We start from the raw sequence: 18,255 nt of genomic DNA, 5'->3' as shown, positions 1-18,255 counted from the left end.
TGGCGCATGATCCTTTCCGAAAGTCGAATTGACTTTCGGGGTCATGCGCTAGCCGCTAGCTTGGATTAATTATGCGAGCTGAAGTCGGGGATTCGTCCATGCAGCGATTCGAGAATGCAAGCGAGGCGGCACTGGCGCTTCGCCCGGACGACCCGGTCTACTGCTTCCGCCCGCAGGTGCTCAAGGCCGACGCCTTGCAGTTCATGGGCATGTTCCCCGGCAAGACCGCCTACGCGGTGAAGACCAATGGCGAGCAGATCGTGCTGAAGACGCTGGTCGAGGCCGGAGTCACCGCTTTCGACGTCGCTTCACCAGGCGAGTTCGCCGCCGTGCGCGCCGTCTCGCCCGATGCCGAGATGCTCTACATGCACCCGGTCAAGACGCAGTCGGACATCAAGCTGGCGCTGGAAAAATACGGCATCCGCGTCATTTCGCTCGACCATGAGGACGAGATCACCAAGCTGACCCGGGTGGTGCGGGCGCTCGATATCGACCCAGGCGCGGTCAGCGTCTTCGTGCGTGTGCAGACCAAGGGACATGCCGCCTACGAACTGTCGAAGAAATTCGGCGCCGGGCCGGCCTATGCGGTCGAACTCGCCGAGCGGCTGAACCGCACCGGCTATCGGGTCGGCCTCTGTTTCCATGTCGGCAGCCAGATCGAGGATCCCGACACCTATGAGCGGGCACTGGCCTCGGCCGACTGGGTGCGTAACCGGCTGACCTTCGACATCGCAGGGCTCGATGTCGGCGGCGGCTTTCCGGCCGAATACGGACATGATCCCAACCGCAAGCAAATCGAGATGCCGTCGCTCGGCCAGATCATGTCGCGGCTCTCCGGCGACCTGAAGGAATATCAGTTCGACCAGATTCCGCTGGTGGCGGAGCCGGGCAGGGTCATCGTGGCGCGCTGCCTGTCGCTGATCGTGCGCGTGCTCCTGCGCAAGGGCAAGCGGCTCTACATCAATGACGGCATCTGGGCGTCGCTGTCGGATTCATGGACCGGCAAGATCACGCTGCCGGCACGCTTCATCCCCGATCCGGCGATCCGCGCGCGCAATGGCGACGAGAACAAAATCGTGCCGTTCAAGGTGTGCGGCGCGACCTGCGATTCTGTCGACATCCTGTCGCGGCCGTTCTGGCTGCCAGAGACCGTCGATACCGGCGACTGGATCGAGATCGGCCATATCGGCGCCTACTCGCTGTCGCTCAGGACTCGCTTCAACGGCTTTTATCCCGACACGTTCGTCGAGGTGACGACGCCCTTCGACGAGGGCGACGCGCCGCAAGGGTTTGCGAGCCTGGAGACGATGGCGGATTAAGCCACGCCACCGCCGGCCTGGATGTTCTCGCCAGTCAACCAGCGGGCCCCCTCGCTGGCCAGGAATACGGCAACGTCGGCGACATCGCGCGGCGCACCAATCCTACCGAAGGGCGACATGCCGGCCGCCACGGCGCGATCGCGCTCCGGCAGCAGGTCCGTGTCGGTGAAGCCTGGCGATAAGCTATTGACGGTGACGCCGCGTGGACCAACCTCGCGCGACAGCACGCGCACGAATTGTTCCACGGCGCCCTTGCTGCCGAGATAGAGTGCGGTGTGGGTGAAGAACATTTTTGTCCCGCCCGTGGAGACCGCGATGATGCGACCGCCGTCCCGCACACGGCGAGCGGCCTCCTGAAGCGTGAAGAACGTGCCTTTGGCGTTGGTATCGAAAACAAGGTCGAAATCCGCTTCACTGGCCTCGACCAGCGGTTTGATCACGGCGACGCCGACATTGGCGACGACGATGTCGAGACCGCCCAATTGGCTTTCTGCTTCGTCGAACAAACGGCGGACGTCGGAGACATTTGAAATGTCGGCCTGGATGGCGATTGCCTTGCCACCCTTGCTGATGATGGCCGCCACAACATCGTCAGCGGCCTTGGCATTGTCGACATAGTTGACGGCGACGCTGGCACCGTTGGCGGCGAGCCCTTCGGCAATGGCGCGGCCGATGCCGCGCGAACTGCCGGTGACGATCACGGTTTTGCCCTGAAGCGTTTGAGACATGATCAATTCCTTTCGACCGTTCGTGACCGCGCGATGTGGCTTCCACGGTCGAAAATAGGCCGAAGCTATTGATCGTATAATGGGCTATTATCTGACCTGCCTGTTAAGCCTGGGATACACAATGCGCGGGTCTGAATTTTCCGAACTCAAGGCATTCGCGACGATCGTGGAGGAGGGCAGTTTCATCCGCGCTTCCGCCAGGCTCAGGATTTCGCCGCCGGCCCTCAGCCAGACAATCCGGCAGTTGGAGGCACGTCTCGGTGTCCGCCTGCTCAATCGCACGACACGCAGCGTATCGCCGACCGCGGCCGGCGATACGCTGTTCACGCGGCTTGGCCCCGTTTTCAGGGAGTTGGAAGGCGCGGTCGCCGATATTCATGCCTCGCGCGATCAGCCGGCGGGTTCGCTGCGCATCAACGTGCCGCGCGTGGCCGCGATGCGGTTCATTGCGCCGATCCTGGGCGATTTCCAGCGCGTCTATCCCGATATCAGCCTGACGGTCATCGTCGACGACATGCTGACAGACATTGTCGAAGGACGCTTCGATGCCGGCATTCGGCTCGGCGAGCGGCTGGAAAAAGACATGGTGGCGGTGAAGCTGAGCGGGGACCTGCAAATGGCCGCGGTGGCCGCTCCCGCCTATCTCGCGGGACGCAGCACGCCTCGTCATCCCGGCGATCTGCACCAGCATCGCTGCATCAACTTCCAATGGCCAGGCGGCGGCAACATCTACCGATGGGAGTTCGCGCGTGGCAAAAGGGTGCTGGAAATCGCGGTCGAAGGCAGGCTGACCGTCAACGACACCGACTTGCTGCTCAACGCGGTGCTGAGTGGTGCCGGTATTGCATACATGATTGATTATCAGGTCCGTCCCTGGATCGAGAACGGTCAGCTGGTCCGGTTTCTGGAGGCCTGGTCGCCCAGCTTCCCCGGCTTCTATCTGTACCATCCGAGCGTGCGGCATGTGCCGCCAGCCTTGCGGGCGTTCATCGATTTTGTGCGGGAGAGGAAGGGAGTGTGTGGTGGGTAGCTTGCCTATCGACCTTCGCTTACAACTTTCCCAGCAGCTCCGGCGTCGGCCAGCCATCCACCGGCAGGCCTAGCCGCATCTGCTCCTTGCGGATGGCTTCGCGGGTGTTGGTGCCCAGGATGCCGTCGACCGTGCCGACGTCGTAACCCCTGGCCTCGAGCTTCGTCTGCAACGCCTTCATCTGCTCGTTGTCGAGACCCGGCTCGGGATTGCGCGGATCGAACGGCGGCGTGCCGGCGAGCCGCGCGGCAAGGTTTGCCGCGGTCAGCGCGTAGGTGAAGGACTGGTTCCATTCGAGATAGACGTCGAAATTGTCGTAGGTGAGGAAGGCCGGACCCTTGCGGCCCATGGGCAGCGCCAGGCCGGCCTTCAGGCCCTTGTCGATCAGCGGCGAACCGTCGGGGTTGGTGACGCCCCACTGCGCCCACTGTGTCAGCGGCAATTTGTTGGTGCGGCCGGTCTGGTCCCACGGCATCTCGTCGGGCACGCGCACTTCCTGGATCCAGGGCTCGTCGCGCTTCCAGCCGCGCGACAGCACCTTGTTGCCCGTGGTCATGATCACGTCCGGCACGCTGTTTCTAAGGTCGATCTCGCCGTCGCCGTCGCCATCGACGCCGCGCGCAAGATAGTCGGACGGCAGGATCTGCGTCTGGCCGATCTCGCCGGCCCAGGCGCCGGTGACATCGGCCGGCAGCACGCCGCGATCGATCAGTTCCAGCAGCGGCACCAGTTGCTGGCGGAAAAGCTGCGGGCGGCGGCAGTCATGCGACAGCGTCACCAGTGCGCTCAGCGTATGGAAGTCGCCCTGCACGGCGCCGAAATCCGTTTCAAGCGCCCAGAAGGCGGTGATGACAGGCGCCTGCACACCGAACTGCTGGTCGGCACGGGCGAAGACATCGGCGTATTTCTTCATGTTCGCCGCACCTTGCTTCAGCCGGTAGGCAGAGATCATGCGATTGGAAAATTGGACGAAGGTTTGCGTGAAGACGCCCTGCGCGCGGTCGCGCGCCAGAGCCCTCTCGTCGATCCTGGCGTCCTCCAGCGCATCGAGACCGACGGCGCCGACACCAGCCGCCTTGGCTTCCGCCGCCACGCCCTGTTTCCAGGTTTCGAAATCGCCGCCGCATTCCTGCGCCATCGCCGGCAAGGCCGTGGCGCACAAGAATAGCGCCGCGAGGGCTTGGGAACGCAGTCGCATCAGCTTCCTTTCGAAACGAAGAGGGCATTATCGTGCCTAGGGCATTATCGTGCCTAGAGCCCAACGCCCTGCGGTTGCACTCTTACCGCTGGCAGTGTCGAAAAGCAGGCGGCAGGCCCGGTGTCAACGGGTCTTCTGCCGCGGCCCCTCTTCCAGGCGGCTTCGCTGCCGTTGCCACGGCGTCAACGGGTCTTCTGCTTCAGCCCTATTTGAGGCGCCCTTGCTGCCGTTGCCACGGCGTCAACGGGTCTTCTGCTTCAGCCCTATTTGAGGCGCCCCTTGCTGCCGTTGCCACGGTGTCAACGGGTCTTCTGCCGCGGCCCCTCTTCCAGGCGGCTTCGCTGCCACGGGGTCAGCGGGTGTTCTGCCGCAACCATTTATTCCAGGCGGCTTCCGAGCCGTTGAAGACGTTGATGTCGGACTTGCCGGTCATGCCGGGGACGATGCCGGTTCCGGTGTACTGCCAGAAAGTGAAGGGGTGACTGCCATATTTCTCGCGCGGGTGCCCGGCGACGGAGCGCAGCCAGTAGGGATAGCCGCGGAAGCTCGACAGTTCGTTGTCCTCGAAGAAATCGACCGAGGTGTAGATGATCGGCTTCTTGCCATAACGCCGCTCGACGATCTCAAGGAAGGTGGTCATCTCAGCGCGCACCGTGGCTGGGTCGGGGCGCAGGTGGCAGGTCGGCGAGTTCGGGTTCCATTCCATGTCGAGAACGGGAGGCAATGCGGAGCGGTCGACGGGGACATTCTGGATGAACCAGCGCGCCTGCACGGCGGCGGGCGTGCAGAAATAGAAGAAATGATAGGCCGCGCGTGGAATTCCGTTGGCTTTCGTGCGCGCCCAGTGCTCGCTGAAATATTCATCGAATCGGTCGCCGCCTTCGGTTGCCTTGATGAAGGCGAAGGAGATACCGCTGGCCTTGGCGGTCGGCCAGTCGATCGATGTCTGGTATTTGGAGACGTCGGTGCCATGGACGGCATAGTTCCACGGCGCGCCGCTGTCCCACTCATGCGGCTTGGAATCGGCAAAGCGCGGCGCGCGCACGGCCACCGTCGGACTGCTCGACGCGGACGGCGACAGCGGCGAGAGATCGTCCACGGTCGAGCAAGCGCCGAGCAGCGTCAGCATGAAAAGGACCGCAAGACGGCGCATCGCAACTTCCAAGCCGGAATCAGCCGGTCGCTGATGGGTCTGTGCACTTGATGGCCGAAGTTGGTCTGGCCCCCTCCAGGCGATCGCCCCACGCATCGCCCAGCCTATTCGTTTTTCGTGCATGTCGTCGTCGCAAAACCGCTGCGCACTTTGGGCGACATGCATCCCTGTGATCGCCGATCATGGTTGATATCTGGTTTATGGCGCTCGACAAGAACCCCGATTTTGCGGAAGCAATGGCGGCAATTCGATGACATAAACGTCAGGCGAGTGTCTGGAGGCAATGGATGCGGATCATCGTCAAGATCGTCAAATGGCTGCTTGGCCTGATCGTGCTGGCTATCGCCGCGCTGGTTGCCTGGCTCTATTTCGCGCCGCCGGAACTCATCCGCGTCGGCTCGGGCTATTCGGCCAAGATCGTCTGCTCCAACGTCTTCATCGCCGGGCGCGACCCCAACGAGGTGCTGGCCGTCGATGTGCAGGCGCCCGGCCATCCGCTGCTGCGCTTGATGCGGGTTTCCGTCGACAAGAACCGGGGGACGGTGTCGGCCGGCCTGCTTGGTTTCCTCGGCAAGAGCGAGGCGGTTGCCCGCGACGGGCTGGGCTGCGCCTCGGTTCCCGACGGCGATGTCGGCAAGGCGCGGCGCACCGCGGTCTATGCCGAACCCGCGGCAACAAGCCAGGATGCGCTGTGGCCCGAGGGCGAACGGGTCGATGCCTCGCAGAACCCTGAAATCTTGAAGATCGTCGCGGACAATGCGATGGCCGGCACCGGCATGCGCGCGATCGTCGTGGTCAAGAACGGGCGGGTCGTAGCGGAACGTTATGGCGACGGCTTTTCGGTCAAGACGCCATTGCTCGGCTGGTCGATGACCAAGACGGTGAACGCCGCCATCGTCGGCACACTGATCAGGGACGGCAAGCTGGCGGTCGACAACAAGGGCCTGTTCACGCCCTGGAAGGTGGATGGCCGCGCCGCGATCAGCCTTGCCGACATGATGGCGATGTCGAGCGGCCTGGAGTTCAACGAAGACTATGGCGACGTCGCCGATGTGACGCGCATGCTCTACCTCGAACCCGACATGGCGGGTTTTGTCGGCTCCAAACCCCTCACCGGCGAGGTCGGCAAGGTGTTTTCCTATTCCAGCGGCACGGCGGTGATGCTGTCGCGCCTCTGGCAGGACGCGATCGGCGACAAGGCCAAGGCATTGACGTGGCCGCGCATGGCGCTGTTCGAGCCGCTCGGCATGCACAGCGCGGTGCTCGAAACCGACGAGCAGGGCACTTTCGTCGGCTCGTCCTATCTCTACGCCACGGCGCATGACTGGGCCCGGTTCGGCCAGTTCCTGCTGCAGGGCGGGGTATGGAATGGCAACCAGGTCCTGCCGTCCGGCTTCGTCGATTGGATGCGTGAGCCGGCATCCGCCTCGAAAGTCTACGGCAAAGGCCAGTTGTGGATCGAAGCACCGGGCGACGAGGAAAACCCCGGTGCCGGCGTCGCCGCCGGCCTGCCGAAGGACACTTACTGGATGGAAGGGCATGACGGGCAGACCGTCGCCATCATTCCATCCGAGCAATTGGTGGTGGTGCGGCTCGGGTTAACGCCGGCCAAGCTCAATTATCGGCCGCAGGCGTTGGTGGGGACGCTGGTGAAGGCGCTGCATTAACTAGCTCCGTGGCCCGATCACGGCCAGCCAGGCATAGCCACGATAAAACGTGCGAAAACGGAAGGTTGCGCCGGTTCGCTCGGCTTCCGATTCCAGAACGTCGCATAGGGATTCGCGCGGCGTGACGTGGAATTTTTTCAGCCAGCCGCGCAGCAAGGTGCGGAACCAGCCCGGCAAACCTTCCTGCTGGCCGAAATCGACTATGTGCAGCGAGCCCGTCGGGGCCAGCGCGGCAAGTGCTGCCGAGACCGTCTTCTCCCAGCCCGGGATCATCGATAGCGAATAGGATACGAAGATGCGGTCGAACCGTTCGACGCCATAAAGCGCCTCTGAATCGAAATCGGTGGCGTCGCCCCTTGCCAGCGTGACGCGATCCGAGAGGCCTTCGCGGTCGATTGCCTTGCCGGCCGTTTCCAGCATTTCGGCCGAAATATCGAGGCCGAAGAAACGGGTGTCGGGATAGGCGCGGGCGGCGAGGATGATGTTGCGGCCGGTGCCGCAGCCGAGCTCCAGAACGGTGCCGCCTTGCGGCACGTCCAGCCCCGCGATCATCCGGTCGCGGCCGAGCAGGTAGTATTTGCGGGTCAGGTCGTAGATATGGCGCTGCCAGCGGTAGACGCCGTCCATCAGTTCGGCATGGCTGGCCGGCAGCTCCGTCGTGCTCATGCCGCGCGCTTCACATAGAGGTGGAAGCCGCCATAGATGGCGGAGCGGTCGCGGGCCGAGAATTCGCGCGATGCTTGGTTCTGATAGTCCCACTGATCGAGCAGCGATGCCGAGACGCGCCCCGGCAGCAGACTCGGCTCGGCGGCGGTGCGGAAGATGACGCGGGCCCCAGCCGAGGCGGTGCGGGTGATCTCCAACCACAGCGCGTTGAGCTGGTCGTCGGTCATCCAGTCCTGTGCGTCGAGCAGGATGAAGCGGTCGACGGCGCCGGCATCCTTGCCGGCGAGGAATTCGATCAGATTGGCATGGTGGATGGCGACGCGGTCGATATTGCCGCGGATGGTCTCGTAGTTGTGCTTTTCCAGATAGGCGGGCAGGGCGGCCTCACCCGGTTCAGGGTAGCGCCGGGCGAAAGCCTGCCACGCGAAGTAATTGTTTTCCAGGGGAAAATCACAGGCGAGCTTTTCCAGCCGGGCCTTCAGCACGCTGGCCATGGTGCCGTCGCCGGAGGTGATCAGCGAGTCATACTGCGCCGGAGGGATGCCGAGGCCGAACAGCGAGGCTTTTCGCGACGTCGCCCATTTCAGAAGCTTCTTGTCGAAGACCGGCGCCAGCTCCTCGTTGAAGAAGCGGCGCTGTTCGCCGATGTTCCTGGCTTCCATCATGCGGGCCGGGTTGACGCCGAAGAATTTCGCCGTGCGGTGGCCCATGGCGATGAACAGGCCGAGCAGGCCGGTCTGGTAGAAATTGCGGTCGAAAACGCCAATGCGCCTGTTGCCACGCCAGTTGCGGCGCTCCCAGTAATGACGGCTGACCGGATCGAGGTGCGGGGCGATGAAGCGATCGTAGACTTCGGAATTGTGGCTCATGTCCGCCGCACCGAAGAAACGGAACAGGTCACCTTGCGAAGGCAGATGGCGAACCGCCTCCAGCTTCATGCGGTTCAGCGCGATGTGGGCCGCGTTGAGATCGACGGCGTCGATCTGTGCCGGCGAGCGGGTGAGATAGGCGAGGATGTTGCAGCCGCCCGAGGCGATGGTGACGACGCGGTGGCCCTGGCCAAGCTGCATCGCGTCCATGTCGACGTCAGGGTCTTCCCAGATCTGCGGATAGACAAGACCGGAAAACAGGAAGGCAAACAGCCGCTCGGAGATGCCGGCTTTCGAAAGCGCGCGGTTCTGGTAGACGGCTTTTCCAACTTCCTTGCCGCGGCGAAAAACCAGATCTGCGGAGACGTCCGTCATGGCAAAGTGATTCCCCATTTGCTTTGGCGCAAGCGGGTAACGCAGGGTCATGACAGGCCGGTGACAGCCTGTTGACGTCCTCCCTTACGTGTAGCGCGACCGTTTGCCAAGCAGCGCTACACCGCGTTCATTTACCGCATCAGCAAGGGGGTAGATGGCGTCAGCTTCACCATTTGGGCTGGTGCAAGAGCAACGTAGAGCCCGATGTCAGTTCTGGTGCACCTTTCTAACCCCGTTTTCTGCGATAAAGGTCGTTCGCATCACGGTTTGACCGGATTACATCCATCAACTTTGGAATCTGTTCCCAATATTCTCTCCGAGAAAAACAATCTAGTAGTTTCAGAAAGGCATGCCATGTATTTACTTTTTCTGTATCGTCTTCATTTTTATTATAGAAAATCTGATGAGCCTCTGCAGATAATTTTTCCAAATGATTTTTCAGAGAATTGAAGTCAAAGTCATCTAAATTACCATCGCCTGCCAGTCTAAGGGATTTTTCATCCGAAATTCTGCCTGATACATTGGTGATTTTCATGGCAATTTTTATAATTTCTTCCTCACTTATAGCCGACCGCATAGCGAGGACCGTAACAATGTTAAGCATTTCGCTGTGTCTAAATAATGTTGACTGCTTATGAGATCCTCCTGCCTCTCTTGTCTCTTGAACTCTCTCCATTTCCTTAACAGTTTCCTTGGACACAAGTTCTTCGTTCTCGCTAGACACAAAAGCTAAAAAACGAGACGGCGAATATACATGGAAAAACTGCCCTGTTGTGTCGAAAAACTCGTGCCTAAGCTCAGGTCTTGGTCCAAAGGTCTTGCCATCATGCCGCGCCCACCAATCCTCCTTGTTGTCGTCGGTGACAAAAATGACAGGAAGCTGAGCCGCCTTTGCCTTATCTTTCATTTCAGCCCAAATTAGATAATCGCCCGGGCGTCCCTTGTCTTTATAACCAGGGGGGATCTTTGCTTCGAAACGTCGCAGCGCTTCTTTCCGCCGCTGTTCAATATCGGCTGGCTGATTCCCTACTTTTCCATCGAAGATGTTCGTAACATCCTTGAAAACCGAGAGGGCGTCAGGAAGTTGCCTTACGGCAACTTCAACTTCAACGGTCAGGCGCTCGAAGAATTTACCGATTTCGTCCATAGAGGACCCCTGCGGCCAGGGATCGAATCTGGAAAAGGCGCCAATTGCCCCTTCAACCTCATTACGTTTCTTTAGGAGTTCATCTTTCAGTTTCTGATATGCCGCTCTGTTGGTGGAATCAGCATCGCGCCAGTCTGCCTGAAACTCCGCACCGGCCTGATGAGGCAACCACAGTCTATCCCCGAACGACTTAAATGCGGCCAGGACTTCTGCTCGCCTGGCAGGCATAAATCTGAATAAGTGCAGCAGGACATTGGTATCAGGAACCAGAAGGCCCGTCTTCCAGATCTTTTCCAATTCCTTTTTTGTGGGCTCGTAGAACCCATGAAAAATTTTCCGCATCCAACGCCCCCCTCGGAATGGAGATCATTACAACACCGCTGTGGGCATTGAAGCAAGTGAGACTCAGAGGGAAAAGACCTCGAAATATTGTCTTTTATAGTCTGGACGACTCGCTATTATCGAATTGCGGTGTCTTTGGCGGAATCCTAAACGGCTGCTGTCTTGCTTGCCTTCGTTTGCGATACACCCTGAGCGACGGAAAAGCCGAATAGATGTGATGAACGCGATCGGGAGACGTGAGCCCGGTGAACGGTTTCAGGTCTTTTCGAACCCGCCCGGCGTCGGCGTGGTCACGATGACGGCCTCACCGGCGTCGAGCACGGTCTGATCGCAAGCCTTCAGCACGTCGACCGTGCCGTCGTTGCGGCGCACCTTGGTCGAGCCGACCTCGCCGTCGCCGCCGCCGTCTAACCCTTGCGGCGGGCGGTTGCGGTGCGAGGACAGGATCGCGCATTCCATCTTCTCGAGGAAGCGAATGGTGCGTTTGGTGCCGTCGCCGGCGTTCCATTTGCCCTTACCGCCGGATCCCTGGCGGATGTGAAAATCCTCCAGCACCACGGGGAAGCGCAGTTCCAGCACCTCCGGGTCGGTGAGGCGCGAATTGGTCATGTGGGTGTGGACGCCGGAGGTACCGGCAAAGCCGCGGCCGGAGTTCATATGGCCGGCCGGCGAGCCGGAGCAGATCGTCTCGTAATACTGATACTGCTTGTTGCCGAAGGTCAGGTTGTTCATCGTGCCCTGCGCGTTGGCCATCGCGCCCATGGCGCCGAACAGGGCGTTGGTGACGTGCTGCGAGGTCTCGACATTGCCGGCGACGACGGCGGCAGGGTAGGTGGGCTTGAGCATGCAGCCGTCGGGAATGACGATATTGATCGGCCTGAGGCATCCCGCATTCATCGGGATCATGTCCTCGACCATGACGCGGAACGCATAGAGGACCGCAGCGCGGGCGACCGGCTCGGGCGCATTGAAGTTGTTCTTCATGACAGGCGACGTGCCGGTGAAGTCGACGGTCGCCTCGCGTTTTTGCCGGTCGACGGTGATCTTCACCTTGATGACTTGGCCGGTGTCGGTCGGATATTCATATTCCGACGTGTCCGGCAGCCGCTCCAGCACGCGGCGCACGCTCTCGGCCGCGTTGTCCTGCACATGGCCCATATAGGCTTCGACGACGTCGAGGCCGAAATGCCCCACCATCTTGCGAAGTTCCGCCACGCCTTTCTCGTTGGCGGCGATCTGTGCCTTCAGATCGGCGATGTTCTGGTGCGGGTTGCGGGCTGGGTAGCGGTGGTCCGTGAGTAGCGTGTGCAGCTCCTTTTCGCGGAATTTTCCGCGGTCGACGATGCGGAAATTGTCGAACAGCACGCCTTCCTCGTCGACCGTGGTGGCGAGCGGCGTCATCGAGCCCGGCGCGGTGCCGCCAATGTCGGCATGATGCCCGCGCGAGGCCGCCCAGAAGAGAATGCTTTTCCGGGCATCGTCGAAGACCGGCGTCACCACGGTGATGTCGGGCAGATGCGTGCCGCCATTATAGGGGGCGTTCAAGGCAAAGACGTCGCCGGGATGAATGTCGCCGGAGTTCAGCCGGATGATGGTTTCGACTGAACGGTCCATGGAGCCGAGATGCACCGGCATGTGCGGCGCATTGGCGACCAGCGCCCCGGTGTGGTCGAAGACGGCGCAGGAAAAATCGAGCCTTTCCTTGATGTTGACGGAGTAGGCGGTGTTCTGCAGCGTCACGCCCATTTGCTCCGCGATGGACATGAAGAGATTGTTGAAGACTTCGAGCATCACCGGATCGGCCTCGGTGCCAAGGGCAGCGGCGCGCGCTTTCTTTTCCGTACGGCGTATGACAACGTGATTGAGGTTGGTGATTTCGGCTTGCCAGCCCGGCTCGACGACGATGGTCTGGTTCGGCTCGATGATCAAGGCGGGCCCGGCGACCAGATTGGACGGTCCGAGGGTCTCGCGACGGTAGACGCCAGCTTCACGCCACCGGCCTTCCGTGTAGATGCGCCGGGTATCGGAAGTGGCTGACTTGACCCTTGCAGGTCCGGCAGGCGCAAAGGCCCCGGCGCTGGTCTGGCCGGTTTCGGTGCCTTCGACGCCGACGGTCTCGACGATCATTGGCTTGTCGTCATAAACGAAGCCGAATTGTGCCTTGTGGGCGATTTCGAAATCGCGCCTGGCCTGGAAGATCGAGTCTGCCTCGAAATTCACCGGCAGTGCCGTGTCAGTGCCGTCATAGCGAATGTGCAGTACGGGCCTGGTGGAAACCGAGCCCTCGGCGATGCCTTGCGCCGCCAACTCCGCGATCACCGCCTTTTTCAAGGTGGCGATGAGGCCGCCGATTTCTGTTCTGGATTCTTCGGCGAGAGGCTTCAGCAGCGCCTGCTGGCGCGAGGCAAAGATCGAGGCCAGGCCGATCCCATAGGCCGACAGCAAGCCGGAGAAGGGATGGATCAGCACCGCCTCCATGCCGAGCGCGTCGGCGACCAGGCAGGCGTGCTGTCCGCCGGCGCCGCCGAAACAGTTCAGGAGATATTCGGTGACGTCGTAGCCGCGCTGCACGGAAATCTTCTTGATCGCATTGGCCATGTTCTCGACCGCGATGGTGACGAAGCCTTCGGCGACCGCTTCCGCCGAGCGGCCGTCACCGATCCCGGCGGCAAGAGCCGTGAATTTCGCGCGCACGGTTTCCGCGTCGAGCGGCGCGTCCTGGCCGGGGCCGAAGATCGACGGGAAGAAATCGGGCCGCAGCTTGCCCAGCATGACGTTGGCATCGGTGACGGCCAGCGGGCCGCCGCGCCGGTAGGCGGCGGGGCCGGGATTGGCACCAGCGGAGTCCGGTCCGACGCGGAAGCGGCCGGCCTCGTAATGCAGGATCGAGCCGCCGCCGGCGGCGACGGTGTGGATGCGCATCATCGGCGCGCGGACACGCACGCCGGCGACCTCGGTGTCGAAGGCACGCTCATAATCGCCGTCATAGTGGGCGACGTCCGTGGACGTGCCGCCCATGTCGAAGCCGATGACCTTGTCGAAACCGGCGAGCTTCGCCGTCTCGACCATGCCGACCACGCCGCCGGCCGGGCCCGACAACAGCGCGTCCTTGCCCTGAAACATGTCGGCGGCGGTGAGGCCGCCAGAAGACATCATGAACATGAGGCGAGGGGATTCGTCGTTTTCTCCCGCCGCACCCAGTTCTCCCGCCACCCGTTGTACGTAGCGTGAGAGGATGGGTGACAGATAAGCATCCACCACCGCGGTGTCGCCGCGGCCGACCAGTTTGATCAGCGGCGAGACCTCGTGGCTGACCGAGACCTGGCCGAAACCAAGCTTGCGGCAGACCTTGGCCACCGCCTTCTCGTGATCAGGATATTTCCAGGCATGCATGAAGGCGATCGCAACGGCATCGATGCCATCGGCTTTCGCTTGTTCTATGGCCGGCCGGCAAGCTGATATGTCGAGCAACCGTTCGACGCAGCCGTCGGCGAGCACACGCTCGTCGATCTCGATGACGCGCTCGTAGAGTTGCTCGGGGAGGATGATCTCCTTGGCGAAAATGTCGGGTCGTGCCTGGTAGGCTATCCTGAGCGCATCGCGAAACCCCCTGGTGATGAGCAACAAGACGCGGTCGCCCTTGCGTTCCAGAAGGGCGTTGGTGGCCACCGTGGTTCCCATCTTGATGTCGCCGATCAGGCCGGACGGGATCGCGGCGACCGTGTCAAGGCCGAGCAGGTCGCGAATGCCTTGAATGGCGGCGTCGGCATAGGCTTCGGGATTCTCAGACAGCAGCTTGCGCGGATGCAGCCCACCTTGCGGGTCACGGCCGATAATATCGGTGAAGGTGCCGCCGCGATCGATCCAGAAATCCCATTTCGCGGTCATGCGGCTGTCTCCGGTATTCCATTTCCGGTGTCGTTGTTAAAGCGCCGAAGCGTCGGCAGCAATAACGCTTGCATGCCATTGATGTTACAGGTGGAAATGCAACGTTACGAAACCCATGGCAATCTCGGGCATTTGTGTCTCGACCGTTCACCGCAACGTGAACGTGTGTCGAAGGAGAGATGTAATGAAAAAGCTCGTTCTTGCTTCCCTGTCCGCCCTTGCCCTGCTGGGCGTCGCGGCCTGCAGCGACAGCGGCACAGGCACCGACAACACCACAACGCAGAGCACCAATCCGCCGCCTGCCGAGCAGCCGATGAAGCCCGCGGCTCCGGCTGACAATTCGACCAAGCCTGCCGAGCCGGCTCCGGCAACGCCTGCTCCTGCGCCCGCGCAGTAGTTTGTAAGCAGTAAGTGCCTTGGGAGAGAGGCCGGCTCTACGCCGGCCTTTCTCGCATAGGCACCGGCAATGCGCCTCTCGTTCACAGACCCGACAGATGGCTGTTATTGACTTGATAGCGGGGATCGGTTGGCTCTATGAAGCGGGCCATGTCGATTTGGGACCGCCTCGGCGACTTCATCACGCGGGTTTCGTCTTCAACCACCTCTGGTGTCGCCGATGTGGTCGAGGCTGTGCGCACGGTTTTTTCCGGCGACGCCGACTTGCGCCGCCGCGTCGCCTTCTCGGTGGCGATGATCGCGCTTTCGGCCAAGATGGCCAAGGCCGACGGCATCGTCACCCAGGATGAGGTACGCGCCTTTCAGGAAATCTTCGAAGTGCCGCCGAAAGAGACGCGCAACGTTGCGCGGCTGTTCGATCTCGCCCAGCGGGACGTGGCCGGTTTCGAAACCTATGCCGAGCGCATGGCGCAGCTCTGCGGCTCCGGGCACTCCAATTGCGTGATGCTGGAAGACATACTCGACGGCCTGTTCCACATCGCCAAGGCCGATGGGCTGGTGCATGAGCGCGAAGGCATCTTCCTGCATCGTATCGCCGAGATCTTCCGCATCGATGAAACGCATTACGAATCGATCTTGGCGCGGCACGTCAATCTTGGCGCAGGCGACCCCTATGTCGTGCTCGGCATCGAGCGCGGCAAGCCGTTCGAGGAGGTTAGAAAACGCTATCGCAAGCTGGTGTCGGACAACCATCCGGATCGGTTGATCGCGCGCGGGTTGCCGCAGGAATTCATCAAGATCGCGACGACCAGGGTCGCGGCGATCAACGCCGCTTATGAGATGATCGAGCGGGGCCTGCGGCACGCATGACCGGCTTCCTGCCCGACGAGCCGAGCGCCGAGGTCAGGGTATCGCCGAATTTCGGGCCAAGGCGCGACGCGCAGAAGCCCGACATGATCGTGCTGCACTATACCGGTATGGCGAGTGGTACCGGGGCCGAAGCCTGGCTGTGCGACCCGGCGAGTGAAGTCTCGTCGCATTATCTTGTCCATGAGAATGGCCATATCGTGCAGATGGTCCGGGAAAGCGACCGCGCCTGGCATGCCGGCCAGAGTTCCTGGTTCGGACGCACCGACATCAATTCCTGCTCGGTCGGCATCGAAATCGTCAATCCGGGCCATTCACTGGGCTATCCCGGCTTTCCGAAACGTCAGATCACGGCGGTCATCGAGCTGTGCAAGGGGATTGCCGCGCGGCATGCGATCGGCGCCGAGCGGGTGCTGGCGCACTCCGATGTGGCGCCGGGCCGCAAGATTGATCCCGGCGAGAAGTTTCCATGGGCCGCGCTGTTCAAGGCAGGGGTCGGCCATCTCGTGCCAGCCTCTCCCGTCAGGCGCGGAGCCGCGCTGAAGCCCGGCGACCGCGGTGCCGATGTCGAGACACTGCAGTCGATGCTGTCGCTCTATGGCTATGGTGTCGAGATATCGGGCGTTTTCGACGATCGGACACGGGTCGTGGTCGAGGCCTTCCAACGGCATTTCCGGCCGCGCCGGATCGACGGAGTTGCCGACGGCTCGACGATGCGCACACTGCAGAAGCTGCTTGCTTCCGTCAGGAGTTGACCCAGGGTCAATTCCTGATTCAAGTAATCCTCCCTGGCCCTAAAGTTACAAACTGTCACTTAAAGTGACTTGCCCCGCCTTTATTGGCGCCAAATCGGGCTTCAAAGGGCTTTTCGTACAGTTTGTCGGACGTCCAGCCCCTCGGGTGTTCCGATATTGATCAAGCGATGCCACGCGAAGATCTTCGCGCGGTCCCAACAGAACAGGATCACATGCAGAAATTGACCGTTTTAACGGCAGCTCTTGCTGCCGGCGTAATGAGTTTTGCCTTCGGTGCGGCCGACGCCGCGCCGTTCAGCCCGCGGGCCGACCAGGGCTTCGTCGCGGCACCCGCCAAAGGCAAGGCCATTTCGGCCAAAAGCAGCAAGAGTGCTAAGGCGACGACGAAGCCCGCTTCCGCGAAAGTGGAAAAGGCAAGCTGGACCAAGGCAAGGAAATCCTCTGCCAAGAGGCAGACAAAGCGCGGTCGCAAAACCGTGGACATGATGACGACGGCATCGATCGGCCTCAGCAACGTCGCTGCGGCGACCGCGGCAGTGACGAGCGGCGGCCAGTATTCCGCGATTGTCGCCCGCTACGCGGCGAGCTACGGCGTTCCGGTGTCGCTGGCCAACGCCGTGATCCAGATCGAAAGCAACTACCGGCCGAACATGGTCGGCGGCGCCGGCGAGATCGGCCTGATGCAGATCAAGCCGGCAACCGCGCGCATGATGGGTTACAGCGGGTCGGCCAAAGGCCTGTTCGATCCCGACACCAACATCAAATACGGCATGAAGTACCTCGCTATGGCGCGCGACCTCGGCGGTGGCACGACCTGCGGCACGATCCTGAAATACAATGCCGGCCATGGCGCCACCCGGATGAACCCGGTTTCGGCGGCTTACTGCAGCAAGGTCAAGGTTCAGTTGGCGGCCGTCGGCGCGCCGGCTTGACAAGAACCGGTCACGACCGGCTTTTTTGGTTGCGTTTTGTGGTGTGAACCCCTTTATACGCCCTGCCAGCTGGCCGGGCGGCCGCACCCGCAAACGCCGAAAGGCCGCGGGTGAGGAAAGTCCGGGCTCCATGGAGACACGGTGCCGGTTAATGGCCGGCGGGGGCGACCCCAGGGAAAGTGCCACAGAAAGCAAACCGCCACGACTTTGTCGGGGTAAGGGTGAAAGGGTGGGGTAAGAGCCCACCGCGCGACTGGCAACAGGAGCGGCACGGTAAACCCCACCGGGAGCAAGACCGAATAGGGGCGGTGCGAGGGGAAACTCTCGAGGGCTGTTTCCGGCTCACCGCCCGGGTAGGTTGCGTGAGGCGCATGGCAACATGCGCCCAAGATGAATGGCCGCCACGTTCTCGTCTCGCAAGGGGCGAGGGCCATACAAAACCCGGCTTACAGGCCAGCTGGCAGTTTCTCTCCGCTACATCTAGGATTAAGTGTTTCGTATCAGAAGGTTGCCCCCACGGGTGCAGCTTCTGATCCAAGGGCGCGGCGCTACTTTTCGCCTCGTGGATGCGCTGGAAAGACGTTGGGATTTGCTGACCTTGCGTCCCTTCTCAGGTGCGCCGCGCGACGACATAGCGCCGGGTATCCGCCATCTGATTGTCGGCGAATATCTCACCTTGTACCGGTCGGCGGTGATGCGACCGAAATTCTTCGCGTGCTGCATGGTCGTCGCAACATCGAAGCCGATGACCTCGGCTCGTAGAGCGATTCCGGGAAAGCGCGTAGCGCCTTTCCCGGGAAAAGCGCGTAGCGCTTTCCCTTGCGGAATTGCGTAAAGACAAAGAGTTAGAGTCTTTCATGTTTTGACGGAAGCGTATCCGGCGTTTTCGAAGTAGTTCTTGCATTCGGCTGCCTCGATGGTTT

The 18,255-nt window shown here is 61.5% G+C and carries 15 protein-coding genes and 1 other RNA gene; 8 read left to right on the top strand and 8 right to left on the bottom strand.

Going from position 1 to position 18,255, the window contains the following annotated elements; genetic code table 11:
• Positions 1-98: 98 nt before the first annotated feature.
• On the top strand, positions 99-1,319 hold the full coding sequence (locus tag FJ960_RS25070) for an alanine racemase (RefSeq protein WP_140717580.1): 1,221 nt from the start codon (positions 99-101) through the stop codon (positions 1,317-1,319).
• On the opposite strand, the gene FJ960_RS25065 is transcribed toward FJ960_RS25070, so the two are convergent.
• Positions 1,316-2,047, bottom strand: coding sequence for an SDR family oxidoreductase (locus tag FJ960_RS25065; RefSeq protein WP_140717578.1), 732 nt, complete (start codon positions 2,045-2,047; stop codon positions 1,316-1,318). The two genes, FJ960_RS25070 and FJ960_RS25065, sit on opposite strands and share 4 nt — an antisense overlap.
• Positions 2,048-2,126: 79 nt before the next feature.
• On the opposite strand from FJ960_RS25065, the gene FJ960_RS25060 reads away from it, so the two are divergent.
• Positions 2,127-3,077 carry a LysR substrate-binding domain-containing protein gene (locus FJ960_RS25060; protein WP_348641903.1) on the top strand — a complete coding sequence of 317 codons (951 nt, stop codon included), beginning with the start codon at positions 2,127-2,129 and terminating at the stop codon, positions 3,075-3,077.
• 19 nt (positions 3,078-3,096) lie between these two features.
• Here FJ960_RS25060 and FJ960_RS25055 read toward each other — a convergent pair whose 3' ends face one another.
• A complete protein-coding gene (locus FJ960_RS25055; RefSeq protein WP_140717574.1) occupies positions 3,097-4,275 on the bottom strand; it encodes a lytic murein transglycosylase in 1,179 nt (392 codons plus the stop codon).
• Between the two features lie 352 nt (positions 4,276-4,627).
• Positions 4,628-5,428 (bottom strand): GH25 family lysozyme, encoded by an 801-nt coding sequence (locus FJ960_RS25050; protein ID WP_140502396.1) that lies wholly within the window; start codon positions 5,426-5,428, stop codon positions 4,628-4,630.
• A gap of 287 nt (positions 5,429-5,715) precedes the next feature.
• On the opposite strand from FJ960_RS25050, the gene FJ960_RS25045 reads away from it, so the two are divergent.
• Positions 5,716-7,095 carry a serine hydrolase gene (locus FJ960_RS25045; protein WP_140717572.1) on the top strand — a complete coding sequence of 460 codons (1,380 nt, stop codon included), beginning with the start codon at positions 5,716-5,718 and terminating at the stop codon, positions 7,093-7,095.
• Here FJ960_RS25045 and FJ960_RS25040 read toward each other — a convergent pair whose 3' ends face one another.
• From FJ960_RS25040 to FJ960_RS25025, 4 genes are all read right to left on the bottom strand, one after another.
• Positions 7,096-7,761, bottom strand: coding sequence for a class I SAM-dependent methyltransferase (locus tag FJ960_RS25040; RefSeq protein WP_140717570.1), 666 nt, complete (start codon positions 7,759-7,761; stop codon positions 7,096-7,098).
• On the bottom strand, positions 7,758-9,056 hold the full coding sequence (locus FJ960_RS25035) for a DUF3419 family protein (protein ID WP_140717568.1): 1,299 nt from the start codon (positions 9,054-9,056) through the stop codon (positions 7,758-7,760). The genes FJ960_RS25040 and FJ960_RS25035 overlap by 4 nt, the downstream gene beginning before the upstream one ends.
• 175 nt (positions 9,057-9,231) lie before the next feature.
• Positions 9,232-10,494 (bottom strand): PIN-like domain-containing protein, encoded by a 1,263-nt coding sequence (locus FJ960_RS25030; RefSeq protein WP_140717566.1) that lies wholly within the window; start codon positions 10,492-10,494, stop codon positions 9,232-9,234.
• 255 nt (positions 10,495-10,749) lie between these two features.
• Positions 10,750-14,382, bottom strand: coding sequence for a hydantoinase B/oxoprolinase family protein (locus FJ960_RS25025; RefSeq protein WP_140717564.1), 3,633 nt, complete (start codon positions 14,380-14,382; stop codon positions 10,750-10,752).
• A gap of 184 nt (positions 14,383-14,566) precedes the next feature.
• Between FJ960_RS25025 and FJ960_RS25020 the strand changes: the two genes are divergently transcribed.
• From FJ960_RS25020 to FJ960_RS25010, 3 genes are all read left to right on the top strand, one after another.
• Positions 14,567-14,779, top strand: a complete 213-nt coding sequence (locus tag FJ960_RS25020) for a hypothetical protein (protein WP_140502402.1) — start codon at positions 14,567-14,569, stop codon at positions 14,777-14,779.
• 149 nt (positions 14,780-14,928) lie between these two features.
• A complete protein-coding gene (locus FJ960_RS25015; RefSeq protein ID WP_140502403.1) occupies positions 14,929-15,648 on the top strand; it encodes a DnaJ family molecular chaperone in 720 nt (239 codons plus the stop codon).
• Positions 15,645-16,400 carry an N-acetylmuramoyl-L-alanine amidase gene (locus tag FJ960_RS25010; RefSeq protein WP_140502405.1) on the top strand — a complete coding sequence of 252 codons (756 nt, stop codon included), beginning with the start codon at positions 15,645-15,647 and terminating at the stop codon, positions 16,398-16,400. The genes FJ960_RS25015 and FJ960_RS25010 overlap by 4 nt, the downstream gene beginning before the upstream one ends.
• A 208-nt stretch (positions 16,401-16,608) precedes the next feature.
• Here FJ960_RS25010 and FJ960_RS30000 read toward each other — a convergent pair whose 3' ends face one another.
• On the bottom strand, positions 16,609-16,827 hold the full coding sequence (locus FJ960_RS30000; protein ID WP_246672949.1) for a hypothetical protein: 219 nt from the start codon (positions 16,825-16,827) through the stop codon (positions 16,609-16,611).
• Here FJ960_RS30000 and FJ960_RS25005 point away from each other — a divergent pair.
• Both FJ960_RS25005 and rnpB read left to right on the top strand, forming a co-directional pair.
• The gene (locus tag FJ960_RS25005; protein WP_246672948.1) at positions 16,748-17,332 is read left to right on the top strand and encodes a transglycosylase SLT domain-containing protein; all 585 of its coding nucleotides are present in this window, start codon (positions 16,748-16,750) and stop codon (positions 17,330-17,332) included. The two genes, FJ960_RS30000 and FJ960_RS25005, sit on opposite strands and share 80 nt — an antisense overlap.
• Positions 17,333-17,397: 65 nt before the next feature.
• An RNA gene (gene rnpB / locus FJ960_RS25000) (RNase P RNA component class A) lies at positions 17,398-17,797 on the top strand.
• The last annotated feature ends 458 nt before the right edge of the window (positions 17,798-18,255 follow it).

Source organism: Mesorhizobium sp. B2-3-11 (assembly GCF_006442215.1).
In the GTDB taxonomy this organism is placed as follows: domain Bacteria; phylum Pseudomonadota; class Alphaproteobacteria; order Rhizobiales; family Rhizobiaceae; genus Mesorhizobium; species Mesorhizobium salmacidum.
Note: the sequence above shows the minus strand (reverse complement) of the source record. Positions and strands in the feature narration are given on the sequence as shown.